Raw genomic sequence first — 21,687 nt, 5'->3', positions numbered from 1 at the left:
TGGCGAGGGTGTTTTTTGAGGCCGCCATCGCGAGCGGGCTCGCTCCCACATTTGATTTCGATATGACACAGAGTTTGTGTACGTAGAAAATCCCCTGTGAGAGCGAGCCTGCTCGCGATCAAGGTCGGAACGACCTTGCGATGACGTCAGTCATCCAGCGCTTTCACCGACTTTGGCGACAAGCGCAAGCTGCGCAGGCTGCGCTTGACGCTCTTGAGGTGGTTGACCAGGCTCGGCCCGCGCGCCATGGCCACGCCCATCGCCAGTACGTCGATCACCACCAGGTGAGCGATACGCGAAGTCAGCGGCGTGTAGATTTCGGTGTCTTCGTGAACGTCGATCGCCAGGTTGACGGTCGACAGCTCGGCCAGCGGTGTCTGGCTCGGGCACAAGGTGATCAGCGACGCACCGCTCTCGCGAACGAGGTTGGCGGTGATCAGCAGGTCTTTGGAGCGGCCGGACTGGGAAATGCAGATCGCCACGTCGGTGGGCTTCAGCGTCACCGCCGACATCGCCTGCATGTGCGGGTCGGAATACGCGGCCGCCGTCAGCAGCAGACGGAAGAACTTGTGCTGCGCATCCGCCGCCACCGCGCCCGACGCACCAAAACCATAGAACTCGACGCGCTGGGCCTGGGACATCAGCGTCACCGCCCGTTGCAGCTCCAGAGGATCGAGCTTTTCGCGAACCTCCATCAGCGTGTGCAACGTGGTGTCGAAAATCTTCAGGCTGTAGTCGGCGACAGAGTCGTCTTCATGGATCGCGAACTGACCAAAGCTGGCGCCGGCCGCGAGGCTTTGCGCGAGCTTGAGTTTCAGATCCTGGAAACCGGAACAACCGATGGCCCGGCAGAAGCGCACGATGGTCGGCTCGCTGATGCCGACGCTGTGGGCCAGGTCGGCCATGGAACTGTGCATCACTGCCGCAGGGTCAAGCAGCACGTGGTCGGCGACCTTGAGCTCCGACTTGCGTAACAGGTGACGTGACTGGGCGATGTGTTGCAGCAGATTCAAGGGGCTGGACTCTTGTTATGGAAAGATGAGTTATGGCCAGATGCCGGGGATGTAGCAAGCTTGTAGTTATACTACATGAATCGGCTTTTTGCCTGCTCAATGCATAACTCGATGCCCCTGTAACAGGCGATATGCACCTTATGTAGCCCTTTAAGACGGTTTTTCCTGTTGATGCAACAACGCTGCAAGACCTGCCGCCTCGACAGGCCGACTGATCAGGTACCCCTGCACTTCATCACAACCTTCAGCCTTCAGAAACTCCAGTTGCTCGGGCCGCTCGACACCTTCGGCGACCACCTTCAGCGACAACCCGTGAGCCATGGCGATAATCGCCCGGGTAATCGCCGCATCCTCAGTGCCCTCACCCAGTCCGCGAATGAATGCCTGATCGATCTTCACGTAATCCACCGGAATCCGCTTCAGATAACTCAGCGACGAGTACCCGGTTCCGAAATCGTCAATCGCCAGTTTCACGCCCAGATCCCGCAACTGTTGGAACGTGGCAATGATGTGTTCGACGCTGTCGAGCAACTGGCTTTCTGTCAGTTCCAGTTCGAGGCAGTGCGGCGCCAGTCCGGTTTCCTCCAGCACCTGACGTACCAGACTGACCAGTTTTCCCTGGCGCAGTTGATGAACCGACAGGTTCACCGAAACACGGATCGGCGTCAGTCCCTGAAGCTGCCACTCACAGGCCTGCAAACAAGCCTGGCGCAATACGAACTCACCGATGGGGCCGATCAATCCGGTTTCTTCGGCCAGACCAATAAAATCCCCCGGCGGCACGCGCCCCATGACTGGATGATCCCAGCGCACCAAGGCCTCGGCGGCATTCAGGCGGCCAGTCGCAAGACACAGCTTCGGCTGGTAGAAGACGTGCAGTTGCTTGTCCTCGATAGCTTTACGCAACTGGTTTTCCAGTTGCAGGCGCTCCAGCGTGCTGGCCTGCAGACTGTCGGTGTAGAACTGGAAGTTGTTGCCACCCAGGTGTTTGGCATGCTGCATGGCCATGTTCGACTGGCTGACCAGCGCGGAAATCTCCCGCGCATTGTCCGGCAGCATGCTGATACCCATCGAGGCACTGACGACCAGTTCATGCCCTTCCACGGTCAACGGCAGACGTAGCTTGGTCGACAGTCGCGTGGCGACCCGCGCCAGGCTCGACAGGTTGCCGTAGGCGTCGAACAGCACCGCAAACTCGTCGCCGGACAGCCGGGCGATGGTGTCGGCCTCCGGCAGGGCGTTGACCAGCCGTCTAGACATCTTTTGCAGCAACTGGTCGGCGATCTCGTGGCCGAGGCTGTCGTTGAGCAATTTGAAGCGATCCAGATTGATGTGCAGCAGCGCCAGACTCCTGCGCCCGCCCTGCCGCACGCGCTGATGAGCTTCGTGCAGGCGTTCGCGGAACAGCGAGCGATTGGCCAGCCCGGTGAGCTCGTCATAGTGGGTCAGGTAGCGCATGCGCTCTTCGGACTCACGGCGCGCCGACAGATCGGCGAAGAAGCCGACGATATGACTCACATTTCCCCGACTGTCGCGCACGGCATTCAATTGCAGCCACTGCGGATACAGCTCGCCGTTCTTGCGGGTTTCCACCAGTTCGCCCTGCCAGCTGCCGTGCTGTTCCAGCGCATGGCGGATCGCGACGTAGTGCCGGCGAGCGTCGCGGCTGCACGGCAGTTCGACGACGTTGCGCCCGAGCATGTCGTCGATGTCATACCCGGTGACCCGGCTGAAGGCCTGGTTGATAGCGATCAGCGAATAATTCGGGTCAAGGATCACGATGCCTTCGCTGGCGGCCTCGAATACTGTCGCCGCCAGTTGCTGTTGGGCTTCCAGGCTTTTGCTGACGCTGATGTCGCGCCGGGTACCGACCATGCGGATGACCCGCCCGCTATCGTCGCGCTCCACCGCGCGTCCGCGGTCTTCGATCCAGACCCAGTGGCCATCGCCGTGGCGCACGCGGTATTCGATCTGATAATCCTCGGTTCGCCCTTTCAAATGCTCGATCAACGCACGCTTGAGCGGCGGCACGTCCTCCGGGTGCAGCCGGGGTCGTAGATGCCTGAGCAGTCCGGTGACGTATTCCGGGTCAATGCCGAACAGTTCCTGAATCTGTGTGTGGTGAACTTCATCGGTCTGCAGATTCCAGTCCCACAACCCCAACTCGCTGGCCTTCAGCGCCAAGGCCAGGCGCGCTTCGCTTTTGCTGAGAGCCTGGTTGGCGACGTCCAGCTCTCGGCTGCGCTGGGCGACCCGGTCTTCCAGTTCGACCTGTGCTTCACGCAGCTTGCCCTCGGCGCAACGCCGGTGCTCGATTTCCTTCGCCAGCTCCTGATTGAGCTGTTCGCTGCGGGTTTGCGCTTGTTGCAGGTGTTCGATCAAGTGCTGATTCTGGAAGCGCCGCAGCAAACCACGATCAATCAGTCGATTGACCTGCCACGCCACGACGCTCAGAGAGCCGAGCAGGATCAGCCCGAGCCAGCCCCAACCGCGCGCCAACTCATCACCGCCCCAGAACAGGTAGCCGATGGCCGGCAGCAGGCATGGCAAGGTAAAGGAGAGAAAGGCCGGAATACTCACGGCGTAGGCCACGCTGGCCGACAGGGTCGCGGCGCCGATCAGGCCGAACACCCAGGCCTGCTGCATGAAGTTGTCGGCGGGGACCAGAGCGATGCCGGCGCCAGCGAGGGTCAGGCCGGTCATGGTCGAGCCAAGCAGGAACATCCGGCCCCAGATCGGCTGGGCCTGGCGATCTGGGATCGCCGAATCGAATGCCGCGACCTGAATCACTCGCAGCGCCACCAGAGACAGCAGCCACACCAGCCAGACGCTGACCACGAAGTAACGCTGCGGACTCCAGAGCAGGCCGGCGCAGACCAGACCATTGATCAACATGAACAGGGTGGGCAACAGCGAACCCTGATAAAGAAGGCGCGTGCGCTCGACCGCCATCTGGGTGGCGTAATGCTTGCGGATCACCCGGGGTTCCACGGAGGGGCCCGACAGGTCGAAGCTGAGGGTCATAGGCAACGTTCTTGTTCTTATAAGTGTGAGCATGCGCCCGGAAACGTTGACGGAGCATACACAAGCCGATCCCGTTGCCAAACTGCTCCAGATCATAATTTGAGCGAAACTTTCCCCGCCCGATCACCGGCAAAACTCGCAGAGCGAGGCGGGCCAAAGCCTGTAGCCAGTGACCGACCAGTCGTCATTGGCGGCACTTTCATCGGCTAATGCAAAGCTCGGTTTGCCCGGGCCTGCGGCGCACCCTAGAATGCCCCGATGCGCGATGATCTCTCCCTTCTGCTGAACTCCCTCAACGATGCCCAACGCCAGGCCGTAGCGGCTCCCGTTGGTCGTCAATTGGTCCTGGCCGGTGCCGGCTCCGGCAAAACCCGAGTGCTGGTGCACCGTATCGCCTGGTTGATCCAGGTCGAAAACGCCTCGCCCCACTCGATTCTGTCGGTGACCTTCACCAATAAGGCCGCTGCCGAGATGCGTCACCGCATCGAGCAATTGCTGGGCATCAACCCGGCCGGCATGTGGGTCGGCACCTTCCACGGCCTGGCACACCGCCTGTTGCGGGCGCACTGGCAGGAAGCCGGGCTGAGCCAGACCTTTCAGATTCTCGACAGCGACGACCAGCAACGCCTGGTCAAGCGGGTGATCCGCGAGCTGGGGCTGGACGAACAGCGCTGGCCGGCCCGTCAGGCCCAGTGGTTCATCAACGGGCAGAAAGACGAAGGTCTGCGTCCGCAACATATTCAAGCCAGCGGCGATCTGTTCCTGGCCACCATGCGCGGCATTTATGAAGCCTACGAGGCTGCGTGCCAGCGTGCCGGCGTTATCGATTTCTCCGAACTGCTGCTGCGTGCCCTGGACCTGTGGCGCGACCACCCGGGCCTGCTGGCGCACTATCAGAAGCGTTTCCGACACATTCTGGTGGACGAATTCCAGGACACCAACGCCGTGCAGTACGCCTGGTTGCGCCTGCTGGGCAAGGGCGGCGACAGCCTGATGGTGGTCGGCGATGACGACCAGTCGATCTACGGCTGGCGCGGCGCGAAAATCGAGAACATCCACCAGTACTCTTCGGACTTCCCGGACTCGGTGACCATCCGTCTGGAGCAGAACTACCGCTCCACGGCCGGCATCCTCAAGGCCGCCAACGCCCTGATCGCCAACAACACCGGACGTCTGGGCAAAGAACTGTGGACCGACGGCGGCGATGGCGAAGCGATCAACCTCTACGCCGCGTTCAACGAACACGATGAAGCACGCTACGTTGTCGAAACCATCGAAAGCGCGCTGAAAACCGGCCTGGCTCGCAGCGATATCGCGATTCTCTACCGCTCCAACGCCCAATCGCGCGTTCTGGAAGAAGCCTTGCTGCGCGAACGCATTCCGTACCGCATCTATGGCGGCCAGCGCTTCTTCGAACGGGCGGAAATCAAGAACGCCATGGCCTACCTGCGTTTGCTGGAAGGTCGCGGCAACGATGCGGCGCTGGAGCGGGTGATCAATGTCCCGGCTCGCGGCATCGGCGAGAAAACCGTCGAAGCGATCCGCGAACATGCCCGTCACAGCGACGTGTCGATGTGGGAAGCCATGCGCCAACTGGTGGCCAATAAAGGCCTGACCGGTCGCGCGGCCGGTGCGCTGGGCGCGTTTATCGAGCTGATCGAGAACCTCGCTGCCAAATGCGCCGAGATGCCGTTGCACCTGATGACCCAGACCGTCATCGAGCAATCCGGATTGATCGCCTACCACGAAGCGGAAAAAGGCGAAAAAGGCCAGGCCCGGGTGGAAAACCTTGAGGAACTGGTCAGCGCCGCGCGCAACTTCGAGAACACCGAAGAAGACGAGGAGCTGACGCCACTGGCGGCGTTCCTTGGTCACGCTTCGCTGGAGGCCGGTGACACTCAGGCCGACGAACACGAAGACAGCATTCAGTTGATGACCCTGCACAGCGCCAAGGGCCTGGAATTCCCTTACGTGTTTCTGGTGGGCATGGAGGAAGGCCTGTTCCCGCACAAGATGAGCCTGGAAGAGCCGGGACGCCTTGAGGAAGAGCGGCGTCTGGCTTATGTCGGCATTACCCGGGCGATGCAGAATCTGGTGATGACCTATGCTGAAACCCGACGCCTCTACGGCAGCGAAACCTACAACAAGGTGTCGCGTTTCGTACGGGAGGTACCGAAAGGCCTGATTCAGGAAGTGCGCCTGTCCAACAGCGTCAGCCGACCGTTCGGCGGCAACCAGTCGATGGGCGGCAGCAACCTGTTCAGCGGCAGCGAGATTCCGGAAACCGGCCTGAGCCTTGGCCAGGCTGTCCGTCACTCGATATTCGGCGACGGCGTGATCCTCAACTTCGAAGGCGCCGGCGCCCAGGCCCGGGTGCAGGTGAACTTCAGCGAAGGCAGTAAGTGGCTGATGCTCGGCTACGCGAAGCTGGAAGCGATCTAGACGCCGGTTCTGCTGTTCTGTGGGAGCGAGCCTGCTCGCGAATTGGAGCGCTGCGGTTTACCTGATAAACCACGGTGCAGCCATCGCGAGCAGGCTCGCTCCCGCATGGATTTATGCAACCCTTACCGACAGGACACCATGCATGGGCTCGGGCTTCTTTTCTTCCTGGACATTCTGGGCCCTGCTCTCGGCCACTTTCGCCGCGCTGACGGCCATCTTCGCCAAGATCGGCATCGAAAACGTCAACTCCGACTTCGCCACCCTGCTGCGCACAATCGTCGTATTGGTCAGTCTGGCCTTGATTTTGTACGCCACGGGCCAATATCAGTCCTTGGGATCGATCTCCGCCAAGAGCTATCTGTTCCTGCTGTTGTCGGGGCTGGGTACCGGCGCTTCGTGGCTGTGCTACTTCCGGGCGTTGAAAGTCGGCCCGGCATCGCTGGTCGCCCCGGTGGACAAGCTCAGCGTGGTCTTCGTGGCGGTGCTCGGTGTGATCCTGCTGGGCGAGAAACTCGACCTGCGCCAGTGGGGCGGTATCGGCCTGATCACTGCCGGCGTGGTGGTGCTGGCCTTACGGCGCTGATCCATTTCCTGCTGAACCTATCACCTTTTCCTACACACAAAAGTACATGGCCTTATTGCCCCGACCGAGCTGAACGTAACCTGTCAGGCAAAAGCCCGAAACACTCTCTCGCTAGCCAGTAACACTTCAGCTGTGCAACATGGCGCGCGTGTCTCCACAAACGGGAATTCCCTTTATGAAACGTTTTCTTAGCATCGCCATGGCGTTGTGCATCGGCCTGACGATGAGCCTCGACGCCAACGCCAAGCGCTTTGGTGGTGGCAAAAGCGCCGGCGCTGCGCCGACGCACCAGACCAGCCAGATGGCTCCTTCTTCCCCAGGCATGGGCGGCGCTGCAGCGACCGCCGGTGCTGCCGGCGCCGCTGGCGCCGCCGCTAAGGCCGGCGGTGCTTCGAAATGGCTCGGCCCTCTGGCCGGCATCGCGGCCGGTGGCCTGCTCGCTTCCATGCTCATGGGCGGCGGCTTCGAAGGCATGCAGATCTTCGACATCCTGATCATGGCCGTGATCGCGTTCGTGATCTTCCGCTTCATCGCCGCCCGTCGCCGCAAGCAGCAGGAGCAATTCGCTCCGGCGGGCGCGCCAATGCAGCGTGAAGTGTTCGAACAGAAGCCTGCCGCAATGGGTTCGATCTTCGGTGGTTCGGCCGCACCTGCTGCTGCCCGTCCGGTGATCAACGCACCGGCCTGGTTCAACGAACAGCGCTTCCTCGAAGCCGCCCGCAGTCACTTCCAGGCGCTGCAGCAGCACTGGGATGCCAACGAAATGGACAAGATCGCCGAGTTCGTTACCCCGCAAATGTTCGAGTTCCTCAAGCGTGAGCGCGCGGAACTGGGCGACGCCTTCCAGTCCACCTACATCGACAATCTCCAGGTGCAACTGGATGGCGTGGATGACCGTGCCGACAAGACCATCGCTACCCTGACCTTCAGCGGCGTGTCGAAAACCTCGCGTTTCGACCAGCAGGGCGAAGTGTTCAGCGAAAGCTGGAACATGGAACGTCCACAGGGCGATAACCAGCCTTGGTTCGTAGCCGGTATCCGCCAGAACGGCTGATCACCTCCGACGTTTTAGCTGCAGCATTAAAAACCCCGGCCTCGGCCGGGGTTTTCTATTTCGCGGTTGCATCTATAGCGAGCTACTGTATAAACCGGCCCATATAAACCGCGCCATTCAAGCAAGAGGATCCCGGACGTGGAAGAAATCATCGAACAACTGCGCGAAGCCAACGAACCCGTACCGGTTCCCCTGGAGTTGCCCGACGAAGACCAGTTGGTGGAAGTCGAAGAAGAGCTTTTCATCAACATCCCGTTCGTCTTCAAAGAGTTTCTGCTGACTGTCAGTGATGTGGTTTACGGCAGCCTGGAGCCGGTGACAGTCACCGACCCGCAATCCCACACCTACCTGCCGGACGTTGCCGCCAACGCCTGGGATGCCGGTGTGCCGCGCGACCTGATCCCGATCTGCCAGGACGGCGACGACTATTACTGCGTCGAAGAGGACGGCACTGTGGTGCTGTGGTCGGGCGAAGAAGAGCTGATCACCGAAGAGTCCTGGGAATCGGTCTGGCACTGGGCGCGGGACGTCTGGCTGGAAAGCTGAAACGCCCCACACCCTGGGCGGTCAGTGCCCCGACGGCTCCTTGTGGTTGTCGAGGGTTTCCAGCAAAGCCACCTGCATCCGCGTGTGCACCCGGATGAACCAGCGCCAGAGCAGCGCCGCCACGGCGGCCGCGACCACGGCGATCAGCACCAGCAACTTGTTGGTCGGCAGGATACTGGCCGACAAGGCTGCCAACAGCAGGAAAATCACCAGCAGCGAGATGATCGGGATCACTTCGGCGATCACCCGGCGTACTCGCTGTGTGTGACGCCCCGCCATCTCCGGCTTCACGCCCATCTCCGCCAGCAGCATCGACAGCGCCTTGAGCTTGCGATAGGCCGCGATCAGGAACGGCAACGACACCAGCAACGCCCCGCCCCAGATCAACGCTTTCTGCCAGCTTGGGTCGCTGATCCAGTCCTGCATCCAGATCGAGAGGCGTCCGGCAAAGAAAGCGCCGGCAAAGAAGATCGCGATCACCAGCGCCAGATTGACACCGACCTGCAGCAGGATTCGCCGGATCATCGACGCCAGCATCGCGCCCTCACCCTGCGGTTGAATGCTGCGCAACCACTCGCCGTACATCCCGAACACTCGACCGAGGCGCTGCGGCATCGCGGCGGACAGTTTGATCGACAGCGGATCGGCAGCCCGGATCAGGTACGGCGTCAGCAACGTGGTAATCACCGAAACCGCCACGGCCACCGGATACAGGAAGTTGCTGGTGACCTGCAGGGTCATCCCCAGCGCCGCGATGATGAAAGAAAATTCGCCAATCTGCGAAAGCCCCATCCCGACCCGCAGTGAGGTGCGTCCGTCATTGCCGGCGATAAAGGCACCGAGGCCGCAGGACAACATCTTGCCCAGCACCACGGCGACGGTAATCACCGCAATCGGCCACGCGTATTGCAGAAGGATCATCGGATCGAGCATCAGGCCGATGGCGACGAAGAAGATCGCACTGAACAGGTCACGAACCGGCTCGATCAGGCGCTCGATTTTCAGCAATTGCCGGGACTCCGCCATGATCGCGCCGATCAGGAACGCCCCGAGTACCATGCTGTACTCAAGTTTGACCACCAACAGGCAGAAGCCGAAACACAGGCCCAGTACGGTGATCAGCAGCATCTCGTTGCTTTCGAATTTCGCCACGTAGGACAACAGTCGCGGCACCAGCAGAATGCCGATTACCAGCGCGACGATCATGAACAGTGAGAGCTTGCCGACCGTGGAAAACACTTCGCCGGAACTTACCGTGCCGCTGACCGCAATGCTCGACAGCAAGGCGATGATGCCGATGCCGAGAATGTCCTCAACGATCAATACGCCGAAAATCAGCTGCGCGAAGCGCTCGTTTTTCATCTTCAGGTCGTTGAGCGCCTTGACGATGATGGTGGTCGAGGAAATCGCCAGGATCGCACCGAGGAACAGCGAGTCCATGGTGTTCCACTCGAACCAGCGACCGATTTCGTAGCCGATCCATATCATCAGCACAATTTCGAGAAACGCCGCGATGAATGCCGTGGCGCCGACCTTGAACAACTTGCGCAGGCTGAACTCCAGGCCCAGGCAGAACATCAGGAAAATCACCCCCAGCTCGGCAAGGGTCTTGATGGTTTCTTCGTCGTGGATCAGTCCGAACGGCGGTGTGTGCGGGCCGATAATGAAACCGGCGACGATGTAGCCGAGCACCACCGGCTGCTTGAAGCGGTGGAACAGCACGGTCACCACACCTGCGACCAACATGATCACCGCCAGATCCTGAATAAAGCTGATGGCATGCATGGTGTGGGCTCCTTGAATGACGAGGCTCACGCAGACATGGGAAATGTCTGGGCGAGCTGAGTAAAAATCCGCTTTGGGTGTAGGAATCGCCCTTGGGGAGGCGCTTTTGCAGGGTAACACCGCGACTTCCGGCTGAAAGGCGGTGCAATATATGGAAACAGATCGATTCGGGCGTGACGGCGGCCAGTTGCCTGGCGTCCCGATAACGGTGCTTTTGAAAAGCGACCAGGCACCCGCAGAGGTGTTTCTTCCAGCAACCCTGCCTTGACCCGTGAGAACGTTATGGAACCCGGAAACGCCCAGCTGTCGATGACGGTACTGATGACCCCCGACATGGCCAACTTCTCTGGCAATGTCCATGGCGGCACCCTGCTCAAATACCTCGACGAAGTAGCTTACGCCTGCGCCAGCCGTTATGCCGGCCGCTACGTGGTGACCCTGTCGGTGGATCAGGTGATTTTCCGCGAGCCGATTCATGTCGGCGAGCTGGTGACCTTCCTGGCGTCGGTGAACTACACCGGCAACACCTCGATGGAAGTCGGTATCAAAGTGGTCACCGAGAACATCCGCGAACGCTCGGTGCGTCACACCAACAGCTGCTTCTTCACCATGGTCGCGGTGGACGATCAGCGCAAACCCGCCGCCGTACCGCCGCTGCAACCGCAGAACAGCGAAGACAAGCGCCGCTACATGCAGGCGCAGCAACGTCGGCAGATCCGTCAGGAACTGGAAAAGCGCTATCAGGAAATCAAGGGCGACGCCTGAGATTTTTAGCGGTCTGACGACCGCTGTCGCGAGCAGGCTCGCTCCCACAGGTGATGTTTTATCCGTGGGAGCGAGCCTGCTCGCGATTGAAGCCGACGCGGTATCAGAGGCTGATCGGCGTAGCCTCGAACTTCACCCGCGGATGCGCAATCCGGTCCTGCGCCCGCACCAATTGCAGCTCATAACTGGCGCAGGCCTGGGTTTCCAGCAGCACTTCATGCACCGCTGCTGCGGTGAATTCAAAAGCCGCCACCAGGCTGTCGCCGAGCAGCACTCTCGCCAGGAACAGGCCGGACGTCAGATCGCCCACCCCCACCGGCTGACGCGGAAACGCCAGCAGCGGACGCCGCAGATGCCAGCTGCCCTCGGCCGTTACCAGCAACATTTCAAAGCCGTCCGCCGGTTTGCCCGGATAATCCAGATGTTTGACCAGCACCGCTTTCGGCCCACGTGCCAGCAGCGCCCGCGCCATCGCCAGGCAATCGAACAACGACTGCGGCTTGCGTCCGGAGAAGCTGTCCAGCTCCAACTGGTTCGGGCACATGAAATCCGCAACGGCAGCGGCCTCTTCCAGCAGGAAATCACTGACTTCAGCAGGAACGCTGCAGCCCTTTTCCGGATGCCCCATCACCGGGTCGCACAGATAAAGGGCTTTCGGGTTGACCGCCTTGATCCGCTCGATACCACTGAGAATCGCCCGGCCCTGCGCCGCGCTACCCAGATAGCCGGACAGCACTGCATCGCAATTGCCCAGCTCACCGATGGCGGCGATGCCTTCGACCAGTTCGGGGATGCGGTGCGGCGCCAGCACTTCTCCGGCCCACTGGCCGTACTGTGTGTGGTTGGAGAACTGCACCGTATTGAGCGGCCAGACATTCACCCCGACCCGCTGCATCGGAAAAACCGCAGCGCTGTTGCCGGCGTGGCCGAACACCACATGGGACTGGATGGCGAGCAGATGAGGCGTACGTTTCATTCGGGTTTTTCCGTAAAACGATTGAAATTCAAGCCGCGCAGTATGCGACGAAACGCAGCCTGTACGACAGACCGGCGACGCAGTTAAGCTGACGCCATCATTTGGAGTTTCGTGTTGATGCTCACCCTGGAAAACATTTTCGTGCTGATGCTGTTCGCCGTCGCCGGTGCGTGGCTTTGGCACAATCACGGCTTGCGCGAGCGGGCGCTGGAGCGGGTCAAACAGCATTGCGTGAATGTCGGCGTCGAGTTGCTCGACGGTAACGTGGCGCTGAAGAAGATCGGCTTGATCAAGGACGCCAGCGGTCGGCGACGTCTGGCCCGGGTCTACAATTTCGAATTCACCGTGACCGGCGAGACCCGGCACAACGGCACCATCACCCAATTCGGTGCGCACAGCGCGCAGATCGAACTGGCGCCCTACCCGGCGCCATTCGATGACACACCGCCCGTGGTGGAAGTGACCAAGCCGCGTGGTGAAGTGATCGAGCTGAGCCAGTGGCGTCAGGAACACACCAAGTGGAAGCCTTGAATCAGCCTGCCTGAAGCCGACACCGGGCCAGTCCGGCCTGTAACTCACCGACCATCTGCGGCTCGTCGAAAATCAGCTCGATCCGGGAATCCTTGCGCCATTCACTGGGCAGCCAGCTGAGCTCGGCATTGTCCAGCGCATTGGCTGACTGCCAGCCGCCCGGGCTGTGAATCACCAGTTTGGCCCGGCGCCAGTTCAGGCTTTTCAGCCATTGGGTTATCCCCGACACGTCGAACACCTGACTCGGATGCCAGCGCCAACCGATGCTCCAGCCACCCTCCTGGGCCTGACTCTGGCAGATCGGCAATGCCGGATCGCTCCAGATGGCCGGCATTTGCACCAGCCCCTGAGGCACGATCAACTTATCCACACCTGCTTGCGCCTGCACCGCCAGACCCGGCAATTCGCTCAGCGGCAACATCGCCTGTTGCGTCCAGATCAGTCGGACAGACGGCAACTGTCGGGTGATTCCCTCACACGTGGTCTCATCGAGATTTTCTGCCTTGTTCAACAGCAGCAGGCCCGCGCTGGACAAGGTTTCCTGCTGCGCATCCGGCAGCGGTTTTCCAGCGGCGAGGGCCTGGGCGTCCAGCACCAGTACGCAAGGTTGTACAGCGAGTACGCCTGACCACGGCGCCTCGTTCAGCTGCTTCAGCAACTGCGCCGGATGCCCCAGCCCGGAGGGCTCGATGAACAAGCGATCCGGCCGCGCCTTGCGCAACAAGCGCCCCAGACCAATCTGGAACGGCGCACCGTTCACGCAACATAAACAGCCCCCGGCCACTTCGCCCAGTGCGATACCATCGGCGTCGCGGGTCAACAGCGCAGCGTCGAGCCCGATCTGGCCGAACTCGTTGATCAGCACCGCCCAGCGCTCGCCCGTCGGTCTCTGGGACATGAGCTGGCGGATCAGACTGGTCTTGCCCGCGCCCAAAGGGCCGGCGATGACGTGGGTGGGAATGTTCTGCAACATGATCAAGGTTTTCTGGAGGTCGAAGATGCGGTGGACGGGATGGTCGTTGTTGCTGGCGCTGGTGTCGGGCGAGGCGTTGGCACAGGCCTGTGTGGTGCACAGTCAGGCGGAGCGGCTTGACGTGAAAGTCTGCCAGCTGAACCGCAACATCCCGGAAAAACTGTTCAGCGACGGCTTCTGCCAGCCGACCCTGGCCGGGCAGAAAGTCGAGGTTCAATACGTCGACCAGTGCCCCGCCGGCGCATTCGGCGTGTGCAGCAACGCGCAAGTCGCCAATATGCCTTATCGCCAGGATATCCACTATTACGGCGTGGCCACCGATGCGGCGTATTTGCAGCCCTATTGCGAGGCCCAGAGCCAGGGGAAATGGCTCAAGCCCTGAGGCGCTATCCGAGCCAGTCTAGGGTCAGCATCAGCCGCCGCTCGCCCGACGCCGGTTGTGGCGAGCGATGGATCAGCCCGAAACCTTCGTTGCCGTGCCATTTTTCGCCCTTGAGCAATGCCACCTCCCCTCGATTCAATTGCTGAATCCGTGACGCTTCCTGCGGTTCGGCTTGCGGCTGTCCCAGTTGCCGACGGTCCATCACCCCTTCCCTTAGCCATTCACTGCCAACACCTGCGTACGTGGTGATCAACCGCACCGGCACATGATCGACGTGAAAACGCGGACACATGGCCTTGTCCAGCACCCGCAGGCGCAGGCCGATCCGTCGCGCACCCAGCAGGCAGGCGAAGGCACTGACCAGCCATTTCAAGTCGGCGATAAACCCTTCGTAGCCTTCCAGATCGCGAAAGCCGCTGGCCAGTCCCGTGAGATCCGGCTCTGCGTCTTCGTCCGGCAATTCCAGGCACAGCGCCTCGGCGTAAGGCTCGTTCAGAGACAGCAACAAGTCCGCGAATTCGGCAATGTGCAGCGGAAGCTGTCGCTGCCAGACCGCGAGGTTGGTCTCGTCCTCAAGAATGCTCGCCAACGCCTGCGGGGTCTGGCCGAAAGACTGATGACGCGTGCTGCCTGACAGCGGTTTCAGGGCGAGCATCAGGCGACCTCATCGTGCCAGGAGCCAAACGGATCGCGCAGTTGTAGCCAGCCTTGAGTACCGAGCGCCATTTCGGCATCGGTCAGCAGGCAATCATCCAGTTCCGACGACAGCTGAGCGAAATCGATGTTCTGCCCGATAAACACCAGCTCCTGACGACAATCGCCTACGCTGGCGATCCAGTTTTCCATGATTGCGGCGGTACTTTCCTGATCCAGCGGCCACTGTTCCTTTGGCACGAAGCGCCACCAGCGCCCGGCGAAACCGTGGCGCATCAGGCCACCTGCCTGGGACCAGCTACCGGCATCCGTGGGTTTGCTGGCCAGCCAGAAAAAGCCTTTGGAGCGCAGCAGTTTGCCGTTTACCCAAGGGCGATCGATGAAGTCGAAAAAACGCTGTGGATGAAAGGGCCGGCGTGCCCGATAAGCCGTGGAAGCGATGCCGTACTCCTCGGTTTCCGGCACATGTTCCCCGCGCAACTCCTGCAACCAACCCGGGGCCTGGGCGGCCTTTTCGAAGTCGAAACGACCGGTATTGAGAATTTTCTCCAGCGGTACTTCACCCATGACCATCGGGATGATCTCGGCCTGAGCGTTGAGACGTCTGAGAATGGCCATCAGCTCTTCCCGCTCGCGGCTGCTGATCAGGTCGATCTTGCTGATCAAAAGGACGTCGGCGAACTCGATCTGTTCGATCAACAGGTCGGTAATCGAGCGCTCATCCTCCTCACCGAGGAATTCGCCACGAGAAGCGAGATTTTCAGCAGCCTGGTAGTCAGGCAGGAAGTTCATACCGTCGACTACAGTGACCATCGTGTCGAGGCGAGCGATGTCGGCGAGGCTTTGCCCCTGTTCATCACGGAAGGTGAATGTCTCGGCTACGGGTAACGGCTCGGAGATTCCCGTGGATTCAATCAGCAGGTAATCAAAGCGGCCTTCACGGGCCAACTGGCTGACCTCTTCAAGCAGGTCTTCACGTAACGTACAGCAGATACAGCCATTGCTCATTTCCACGAGCTTCTCTTCAGCACGGTTCAGGCTCACATCACGCTGGACTTCGCTGCCATCGATGTTGATCTCGCTCATATCGTTGACGATAACGGCGACGCGCAGATCATCTCTGTTACGTAGTACGTAATTCAAAAGTGTACTTTTTCCGGCACCGAGAAAGCCGGACAAAACGGTCACGGGAAGTCGGGAAGACATTGGATAAACCTCATCAGACGGTCGCTAAACAGCGCTGGAGGCTCTCGGGGCGAGCGTTCTTGGGCTTCGACGGAATCACCAGAGAAGCGGACGCTTGAAAAGGAAGCCACGGAAAGCCTTGTCCGATTAATGTTATAGTATAACAACAGAGTCAATCCACTCTCTTCTTGCCCAAAGTGACAAAGGGCCGGAAGCTGTAATCAGGTCGTCTCCGAGTTACGTCATGAAAACCGCGTTCAAATACTCGTTTATCTGTCTGGCATTGCTGACGCTGAATGCCGAAGCACAAGTGCCGGGGCTCGCCGATTGCACGCGCAGTGCGAACCTGTTGGCGTGCATTGATGCCGACGGCAACGCTTATAGCGTCAACACCGTCGGCAGCACGATTTACCTGCGCGGATTTGAAAAAGCGGGAAACCGCTATTGGGTACAAACCAACAGCCGCTACGGGCAACTGACATTCTTCACCGGCATCGCTTCTGATGGAGAAGCCTGGGTTGGCTACAACCGGCGAGTGGGCTGGACCACGATCAATCGCTTCTCCAGCTCCGGCGGCAGTAGCGCGAAGTTCACCTGCAGCCGGATCACTGGCTGCTAAACCTGTGATCCTTTCTGCTCCTGTTGCCAGGCCATGTAGCTGTCGACAGGCGGATTCTTCTGGAAGTAACGCTGCAAGCCCTCAAACAAACCGTCTGCCACGGCCTGCTGATGACGCGCGTTCACCAGACGCTGGCTGTCCCGCGCGTTGGAAATAAACCCGGTTTCCACGAGGATTGACGGCACATCCGGCGATTTCAGAACGGCAAATCCAGCCTGTTCCACACGCTTTTGGTGCAGCGTGGTGATGCCGGCCAGGCTGCCCAGCACTGTGCTTCCGAGCTGCAAACTGGCGGCGATGGTTGCGTTCATCGACATGTCGAGTATCACGCCAGCGAGCATCGGATCCTTGTCTTTCAGATTGAGCAAACTTGTAGCTCCGAGCAGATCCACACCATTTTCCCGCTGCGCCATAAACCGCGCGGTGGCGGACGTTGCGCCGCCTTCGGACAAGCAATATACCGACGCTCCCGAAGCCGTCAGACGCGGCGCCGCGTCGGCGTGCACCGAGATGAACATGTCCGCCTTGTGCTGACGCGCAATCTCCACACGCTTGCGCAACGGGACGAAGAAATCGTCGTTACGAACCAGCTTTACATCAAAGCCTTTCTCTCGTTTAAGCCGACGTGCGAGCAATTGCGCAATGGACAAAACCACATCCTTTTCCCGCTCGCCCTTGGCGCCGATTGCACCCGGATCCTTTCCGCCATGCCCGGGGTCGACCACCACCATGATGTCGCGCTTGGGGTGAGATTTTTCCTGGGGTGTTTCACGTGGAACGCTCGCCGGGAGCCCTGCTGAAGAGTTCATCAGGTCCAAAACCAGGCGATGTCCTTGCCCATCCTGAGGCGCCAACAAGAATGAATTGAGCTGAACCGGACTGCTTAGATCCAGCACGATCCGAGTATTCCCTTGGCCAAAATGGCCAGAGCGAATTGAGCGAATCGGGGTGCCGGATAACGCCAGCTGACCGAAATCACCCTCCAGGCTGGCCCCGCTCAAATCGATGATCAATCGCTCGGGTGTGCTCAAGGTGAATGTCTTGTAGCTCACGGGACCACTCAGATCGAACACCAGCCGAAGCTTGTCATCCGAACGCCAAAGCCGCGCATTGCGTATCTGCGTGGCGGACACCGAAAAAGGCAAAACAAAGGCCGCGCTGGCCAGCATCAGGTTGAGCAAGTGGCGTCTGTGCATATGAAAGCCTGTTCATGAAAAAGGCATCGTGGTTTGAATTGTTATAATGTAACATCAAATTCAATCACCATTATGGAACTGCTCATGAACGCGCTGACTTTGCCGGATGTCGCGGCTCAAGCCGCCCGCCAGGCCCTGCCTCTCGAATGGGTGGGAATGTGCGGCATTGCTTTACCTGTGTTTATCGAAGGCCAACGACTGGCTGCCAAAGCGGATGCGGGCGTCAGTCTTGATGATGGAGACGCCCGCGGCATTCACATGTCCCGGCTCTATCTGGGGCTGGAAGCGCTGGAGCAGCAGAACCTTTCTCCCGCCCTTTTGCGTCAAGTTTTGCAGCGTTTTCTCGACAGCCACGAAGATCTGTCCGAAGGCGCCTATCTGAATATCCATACTGATTTTCTGTTGAGAAGGCCGGCATTGGTCAGTCCGTTGGCAGGATGGAAAACCTATCCCGTCACCGTTTCAGCCCAGCTAAAAAACAAAGTGTTCCACGTGGAACTGAAAATCGACGTGGCATATTCCTCAACTTGCCCTTGTTCTGCGGCATTGGCGAGGCAGTTGATCCAGCAACAATTCGTCGACGATTTCGCCAACAAACCGCTGCAACACGCCGATGTGTTGGCGTGGCTGGGCTCGACCCAAGGCATCGTGGCCACACCTCACAGCCAACGCAGTACCGCCCAGTTGCATTTGCACCTGGACGAATTTGTCGACGAACTACCCCTGACGTCCATCATCAACGACGCCGAAGCAGCCCTCGGCACCGCCGTGCAAACCGCTGTGAAACGTGCCGACGAACAAGCCTTCGCCCTCGCCAATGGCCAAAACCTGATGTTCTGCGAAGACGCTGCACGACGCCTTAATCTGGCACTGCTTCGCTCACCCGGTGTCAGCGAATTCCACGTACGAGTCATCCACGCCGAAAGCCTTCATGCTCACGACGCCGTCGCCGAGAGTCATTGGCGCCGGGAGCAGCCATGATTCGCTGCCAAAACCTGAGCTGGGGAGCTCCCGGCCAGCCGCTCACCACACCGCTTAACATGAAGCTGGAAAGCGGCAGCCTGACAGCAATCATCGGCGTCAACGGCAGCGGCAAAAGCAGCCTGCTCAAAGTCATCGCCGGGTTACAGCGTCCACTGACCGGAAAGGTCGAGTTAGGTGTTCCACGCCAAAGCGGCTTGTCCTTCCTGCCTCAACAACAGCATCTGGATCGACAATTCCCGATCAGCCTCCAGGAATTGGTGGCAGCCGGTTTCTGGGGACGCCGACTGTCATCGCAACTCAGGGCCCAACGTCTCGAATCCGCACTGGAGAACTGGCACCTGAGCGGACTGGAACATCGTCCCCTGATGGCCCTCTCCGGCGGAGAACTGCAACGCGCCCTGCTCGCCCGTTTGAGCCTGTCCGACACACCGTTGCTGCTGCTCGACGAACCCCATGCCGCGCTCGACGAACTGGGTCAGACATTGTTGTGGCAACACCTGCACGCCTGGCATGAACGAGGACGAACCCTGGTCGTGGTTTGCCATGACCTCGCCGCCGTGCGCCTACACATTCCACAGACCCTGCTGATCAAACCGAGCGGCTGCGCATTCGGCAGCAGCGTCGATCTCATCCAGCAAACACCTCACACGCAGGTGGCCTGATGCTCACGCTGAGCCATTTATGGCAACCGTTCCACGAGTTCGTCTTCATGCGCCGGGCCCTGCTCGGCGGTCTGGTCCTGGCGTGCAGCACGGCACCACTGGGCGTGTTTCTGATCCTGCGCCGGATGAGCCTGATCGGCGACGCCGTTGCCCACGGCATCCTCCCCGGCGCCGCGTTGGGGTTCTGGTTCGCCGGGTTGAGTCTGCCGGCGCTGACCCTCGGCGGCCTCGGTGCCGGCCTGAGCATGGCCGGACTCGCCGCGTGGATCACCCGACGCACCGGCCTGCGCGAAGACGCCAGCCTCGCCGCGATCTATCCCATCTCGCTGGCCAGCGGCGTGCTGATTCTCGGCATCGCCGGCAAGCGACTCGATTTGCTGCACCTGCTGTTCGGCTCTGCCTTGGCGGTGGACGGGCCGACCCTCAACGGCATGTTGTGGGTATCGGCACTCAGCCTGATGGCCATGGCGCTGATCTACAAACCGTTGTTGCTCGACACCCTCGATCCGTTTTTCCTGCGCACGGTCAGTCGACTCGGCCCAGTCGCCCATGGCGTGTTCCTGACGCTGGTGGTGCTGAATCTGGTGATCGGCTTCCAGGCGATCGGCGCCCTGATGGTGGTCGGCCTGATGATGCTGCCCGCCGCCGCTTCACGCTTCTGGAGCCGGCGCCTGCCGATCCTGATCGCCATCGCCGCGCTCATCGGTTGCGCATCGGTATGGCTTGGTCTGTTGCTGTCGTTCTACTACTCGCTACCCAGCGGCCCGGCCATCGTGCTGGTCGCCGGTGTCGGTTACTTGCTGTCCGTGGTGTTCGGACCGGTTCACGGTCTGTTGCGCCGCCCGCCTTTGCTCACATCCCAATGAGGTGTTTCCCGATGCGCGCTCTACTCGTGCTGTTCAGCCTGATGCTGTCGATGTCGTTATCGGCGGCGGAAAAACTGCCGGTGGTCACCAGTTTCAGCATCCTTGCCGACATGGTGCATCAGGTCGGCGGCGAGCATATCCAGATCACCAACATGGTCGGCCCTGACGCCGATGCCCACACTTACGAACCGACACCGGATGACGCCAAGGCTCTGCTCAAGGCGAAACTGATCGTCAAGAACGGACTGGGGTTCGAACCCTGGCTGGATCGGCTGGTCGCCAGCACCGACACCAGAGCCCCGGTGATCAGCGCCAGTCGCGGCGTGATTCCGCGCTCGCTGGACGAGGACGGCGAAACCGTTCCCGACCCTCACGCCTGGCACAACCTGGCGAACGCCGAGTTGTATGTCGCCAACATCACCAAAGCATTGATCGCCGCTGACCCGGAAAACAAAACCGACTACGAGCGCAACAGCCAGGCTTACCTGAAACAGATCTACGCCCTCCTCGCCCAAGCGAAAGCCAAGCTCGGTTCATTGCCACCTGGCAACCGTAAGATCGTTACCAGCCACGACGCCTTCGGTTATCTCGGACAGGCCTACGGCATCGACTTCATGGCACCACAAGGTCTGTCCACCGAACGCGAACCTTCCGCTGCCGAAGTCGCCGCGCTGATCACCCAGATCCGCCAGGCGAAGGTCAAAGCGGTGTTCATGGAAAACATCAAGGACGCGCGCCTGCTGAAACAGATCGCCGACGAAAGCGGTGCCCACATCGGCGGCACGCTGTACTCCGATGCTCTTGCTGCCAGCGGCCCGGCCAGCACCTTCACGGGCCTGTTCGATTACAACCTCAACACTCTCTACCAAGCCCTGAGCCAACCATGATCCGTAAAAATCCTTCCGGTGATTTGCCGCAGATTGCCGAGTCTGCCTACGTCGATAAAACCGCGATCATCTGCGGCAAAGTGGTGGTCGGTGAAAACGTGTTCGTCGGCCCGTACGCGGTCATCCGCGCCGATGAAGTGGACGCCACGGGCGAGATGGAGCCGATCACCATCGGCGCCAATTCGAACATCCAGGACGGGGTGGTGATCCACTCCAAATCCGGCGCCGCGGTGACCATCGGCGAATTCAGCTCCATCGCCCACCGTTCGATCGTGCATGGCCCGTGCACGGTCGGCAACCGGGTGTTCATCGGCTTCAACAGCGTGTTGTTCAACTGCGTGGTCGGCAACGGTTGCGTGGTGCGGCACAACTCGGTGGTCGACGGCCGGGACCTGCCGGACGCGTTCTACGTGCCCTCCACCACCCGCATCGGGCCGGGCACCGACCTCTCGCAATTTCCGCCGGTGAGCGTCAGCGCTTCGGAGTTTTCCGAAGACGTGGCGCGCACCAACGTCGACCTGGTACGTGGCTACAAAGCCCTGCAGAACGAGTTTTGAATC

At 60.3% G+C, this 21,687-nt stretch carries 21 protein-coding genes; 13 read left to right on the top strand and 8 right to left on the bottom strand.

Going from position 1 to position 21,687, the window contains the following annotated elements; translation table 11 throughout:
* Positions 1 to 146: 146 nt before the first annotated feature.
* A complete protein-coding gene (gene hexR, locus N8H71_RS04530; protein ID WP_007954250.1) occupies positions 147 to 1,013 on the bottom strand; it encodes a transcriptional regulator HexR in 867 nt (288 codons plus the stop codon).
* Between the two features lie 150 nt (positions 1,014 to 1,163).
* Positions 1,164 to 4,037: a putative bifunctional diguanylate cyclase/phosphodiesterase gene (locus N8H71_RS04525; RefSeq protein ID WP_262193094.1), complete on the bottom strand. Its 2,874-nt coding sequence runs from the start codon at positions 4,035 to 4,037 to the stop codon at positions 1,164 to 1,166.
* Positions 4,038 to 4,295: 258 nt separating this feature from the next.
* On the opposite strand from N8H71_RS04525, the gene uvrD reads away from it, so the two are divergent.
* The 4 genes from uvrD (at position 4,296) to N8H71_RS04505 (ending at position 8,662) form a co-directional block, all read left to right on the top strand.
* On the top strand, positions 4,296 to 6,479 hold the full coding sequence (uvrD, locus tag N8H71_RS04520) for a DNA helicase II (protein ID WP_085686040.1): 2,184 nt from the start codon (positions 4,296 to 4,298) through the stop codon (positions 6,477 to 6,479).
* A 142-nt stretch (positions 6,480 to 6,621) separates the two neighbouring features.
* Positions 6,622 to 7,062 carry an EamA family transporter gene (locus N8H71_RS04515; protein ID WP_262193093.1) on the top strand — a complete coding sequence of 147 codons (441 nt, stop codon included), beginning with the start codon at positions 6,622 to 6,624 and terminating at the stop codon, positions 7,060 to 7,062.
* Between the two features lie 175 nt (positions 7,063 to 7,237).
* A complete protein-coding gene (locus tag N8H71_RS04510) occupies positions 7,238 to 8,116 on the top strand; it encodes a Tim44 domain-containing protein (RefSeq protein WP_262193092.1) in 879 nt (292 codons plus the stop codon).
* A gap of 138 nt (positions 8,117 to 8,254) precedes the next feature.
* Positions 8,255 to 8,662: an SMI1/KNR4 family protein gene (locus N8H71_RS04505; protein WP_192562898.1), complete on the top strand. Its 408-nt coding sequence runs from the start codon at positions 8,255 to 8,257 to the stop codon at positions 8,660 to 8,662.
* Between the two features lie 21 nt (positions 8,663 to 8,683).
* Here the strand turns inward: N8H71_RS04505 and N8H71_RS04500 are convergent, their stop codons facing one another.
* Complete coding sequence (locus N8H71_RS04500; protein ID WP_262193089.1) at positions 8,684 to 10,447, bottom strand: cation:proton antiporter; 1,764 nt, start codon at positions 10,445 to 10,447, stop codon at positions 8,684 to 8,686.
* Positions 10,448 to 10,729: 282 nt separating this feature from the next.
* On the opposite strand from N8H71_RS04500, the gene N8H71_RS04495 reads away from it, so the two are divergent.
* Complete coding sequence (locus N8H71_RS04495; RefSeq protein WP_003229693.1) at positions 10,730 to 11,212, top strand: acyl-CoA thioesterase; 483 nt, start codon at positions 10,730 to 10,732, stop codon at positions 11,210 to 11,212.
* A gap of 103 nt (positions 11,213 to 11,315) precedes the next feature.
* On the opposite strand, the gene pdxY is transcribed toward N8H71_RS04495, so the two are convergent.
* The gene (gene pdxY, locus N8H71_RS04490) at positions 11,316 to 12,188 is read right to left on the bottom strand and encodes a pyridoxal kinase PdxY (RefSeq protein WP_085686046.1); all 873 of its coding nucleotides are present in this window, start codon (positions 12,186 to 12,188) and stop codon (positions 11,316 to 11,318) included.
* Positions 12,189 to 12,305: 117 nt separating this feature from the next.
* On the opposite strand from pdxY, the gene N8H71_RS04485 reads away from it, so the two are divergent.
* On the top strand, positions 12,306 to 12,719 hold the full coding sequence (locus tag N8H71_RS04485) for a DUF3301 domain-containing protein (RefSeq protein ID WP_007954242.1): 414 nt from the start codon (positions 12,306 to 12,308) through the stop codon (positions 12,717 to 12,719).
* 1 nt (position 12,720) lies between these two features.
* Here the strand turns inward: N8H71_RS04485 and N8H71_RS04480 are convergent, their stop codons facing one another.
* Complete coding sequence (locus N8H71_RS04480; RefSeq protein WP_262193086.1) at positions 12,721 to 13,692, bottom strand: CobW family GTP-binding protein; 972 nt, start codon at positions 13,690 to 13,692, stop codon at positions 12,721 to 12,723.
* A gap of 25 nt (positions 13,693 to 13,717) precedes the next feature.
* On the opposite strand from N8H71_RS04480, the gene N8H71_RS04475 reads away from it, so the two are divergent.
* Entirely contained in the window at positions 13,718 to 14,074 is a 357-nt protein-coding gene (locus N8H71_RS04475; protein WP_262193085.1) for an NADH:ubiquinone oxidoreductase, read from the top strand.
* A gap of 4 nt (positions 14,075 to 14,078) precedes the next feature.
* Here N8H71_RS04475 and N8H71_RS04470 read toward each other — a convergent pair whose 3' ends face one another.
* Together N8H71_RS04470 and zigA are read right to left on the bottom strand one after the other, a co-directional pair.
* Positions 14,079 to 14,729, bottom strand: coding sequence for a DUF1826 domain-containing protein (locus N8H71_RS04470; RefSeq protein WP_262193084.1), 651 nt, complete (start codon positions 14,727 to 14,729; stop codon positions 14,079 to 14,081).
* The gene (gene zigA / locus N8H71_RS04465) at positions 14,729 to 15,934 is read right to left on the bottom strand and encodes a zinc metallochaperone GTPase ZigA (protein ID WP_262193083.1); all 1,206 of its coding nucleotides are present in this window, start codon (positions 15,932 to 15,934) and stop codon (positions 14,729 to 14,731) included. The genes N8H71_RS04470 and zigA overlap by 1 nt, the downstream gene beginning before the upstream one ends.
* A 223-nt stretch (positions 15,935 to 16,157) precedes the next feature.
* On the opposite strand from zigA, the gene N8H71_RS04460 reads away from it, so the two are divergent.
* The gene (locus N8H71_RS04460; protein ID WP_262193081.1) at positions 16,158 to 16,532 is read left to right on the top strand and encodes a glutamine synthetase; all 375 of its coding nucleotides are present in this window, start codon (positions 16,158 to 16,160) and stop codon (positions 16,530 to 16,532) included.
* On the opposite strand, the gene N8H71_RS04455 is transcribed toward N8H71_RS04460, so the two are convergent.
* Positions 16,529 to 17,728, bottom strand: a complete 1,200-nt coding sequence (locus N8H71_RS04455) for an N-acetylmuramoyl-L-alanine amidase (protein ID WP_262193079.1) — start codon at positions 17,726 to 17,728, stop codon at positions 16,529 to 16,531. The two genes, N8H71_RS04460 and N8H71_RS04455, sit on opposite strands and share 4 nt — an antisense overlap.
* Before the next feature lie 84 nt (positions 17,729 to 17,812).
* Between N8H71_RS04455 and folE2 the strand changes: the two genes are divergently transcribed.
* The 5 genes from folE2 to N8H71_RS04430 are packed head-to-tail and all read left to right on the top strand — an operon-like array spanning position 17,813 to position 21,684.
* A complete protein-coding gene (gene folE2, locus N8H71_RS04450; protein WP_262193077.1) occupies positions 17,813 to 18,709 on the top strand; it encodes a GTP cyclohydrolase FolE2 in 897 nt (298 codons plus the stop codon).
* Positions 18,706 to 19,374 (top strand): metal ABC transporter ATP-binding protein, encoded by a 669-nt coding sequence (locus tag N8H71_RS04445; RefSeq protein WP_262193076.1) that lies wholly within the window; start codon positions 18,706 to 18,708, stop codon positions 19,372 to 19,374. The genes folE2 and N8H71_RS04445 overlap by 4 nt, the downstream gene beginning before the upstream one ends.
* Entirely contained in the window at positions 19,374 to 20,240 is an 867-nt protein-coding gene (locus N8H71_RS04440) for a metal ABC transporter permease (protein ID WP_262193075.1), read from the top strand. Before N8H71_RS04445 ends, N8H71_RS04440 begins: the two co-directional genes overlap by 1 nt.
* An 11-nt stretch (positions 20,241 to 20,251) precedes the next feature.
* Positions 20,252 to 21,127, top strand: a complete 876-nt coding sequence (locus tag N8H71_RS04435; protein ID WP_262193074.1) for a metal ABC transporter substrate-binding protein — start codon at positions 20,252 to 20,254, stop codon at positions 21,125 to 21,127.
* Positions 21,124 to 21,684 (top strand): carbonate dehydratase, encoded by a 561-nt coding sequence (locus N8H71_RS04430; protein WP_262193073.1) that lies wholly within the window; start codon positions 21,124 to 21,126, stop codon positions 21,682 to 21,684. Before N8H71_RS04435 ends, N8H71_RS04430 begins: the two co-directional genes overlap by 4 nt.
* Positions 21,685 to 21,687 lie beyond the last annotated feature (3 nt).

The sequence above is a fragment of the Pseudomonas koreensis genome (assembly GCF_025447595.1).
In the GTDB taxonomy this organism is placed as follows: Bacteria; Pseudomonadota; Gammaproteobacteria; order Pseudomonadales; family Pseudomonadaceae; genus Aquipseudomonas; species Aquipseudomonas koreensis_H.
This window is presented reverse-complemented; position numbering and strand designations above follow the sequence as displayed.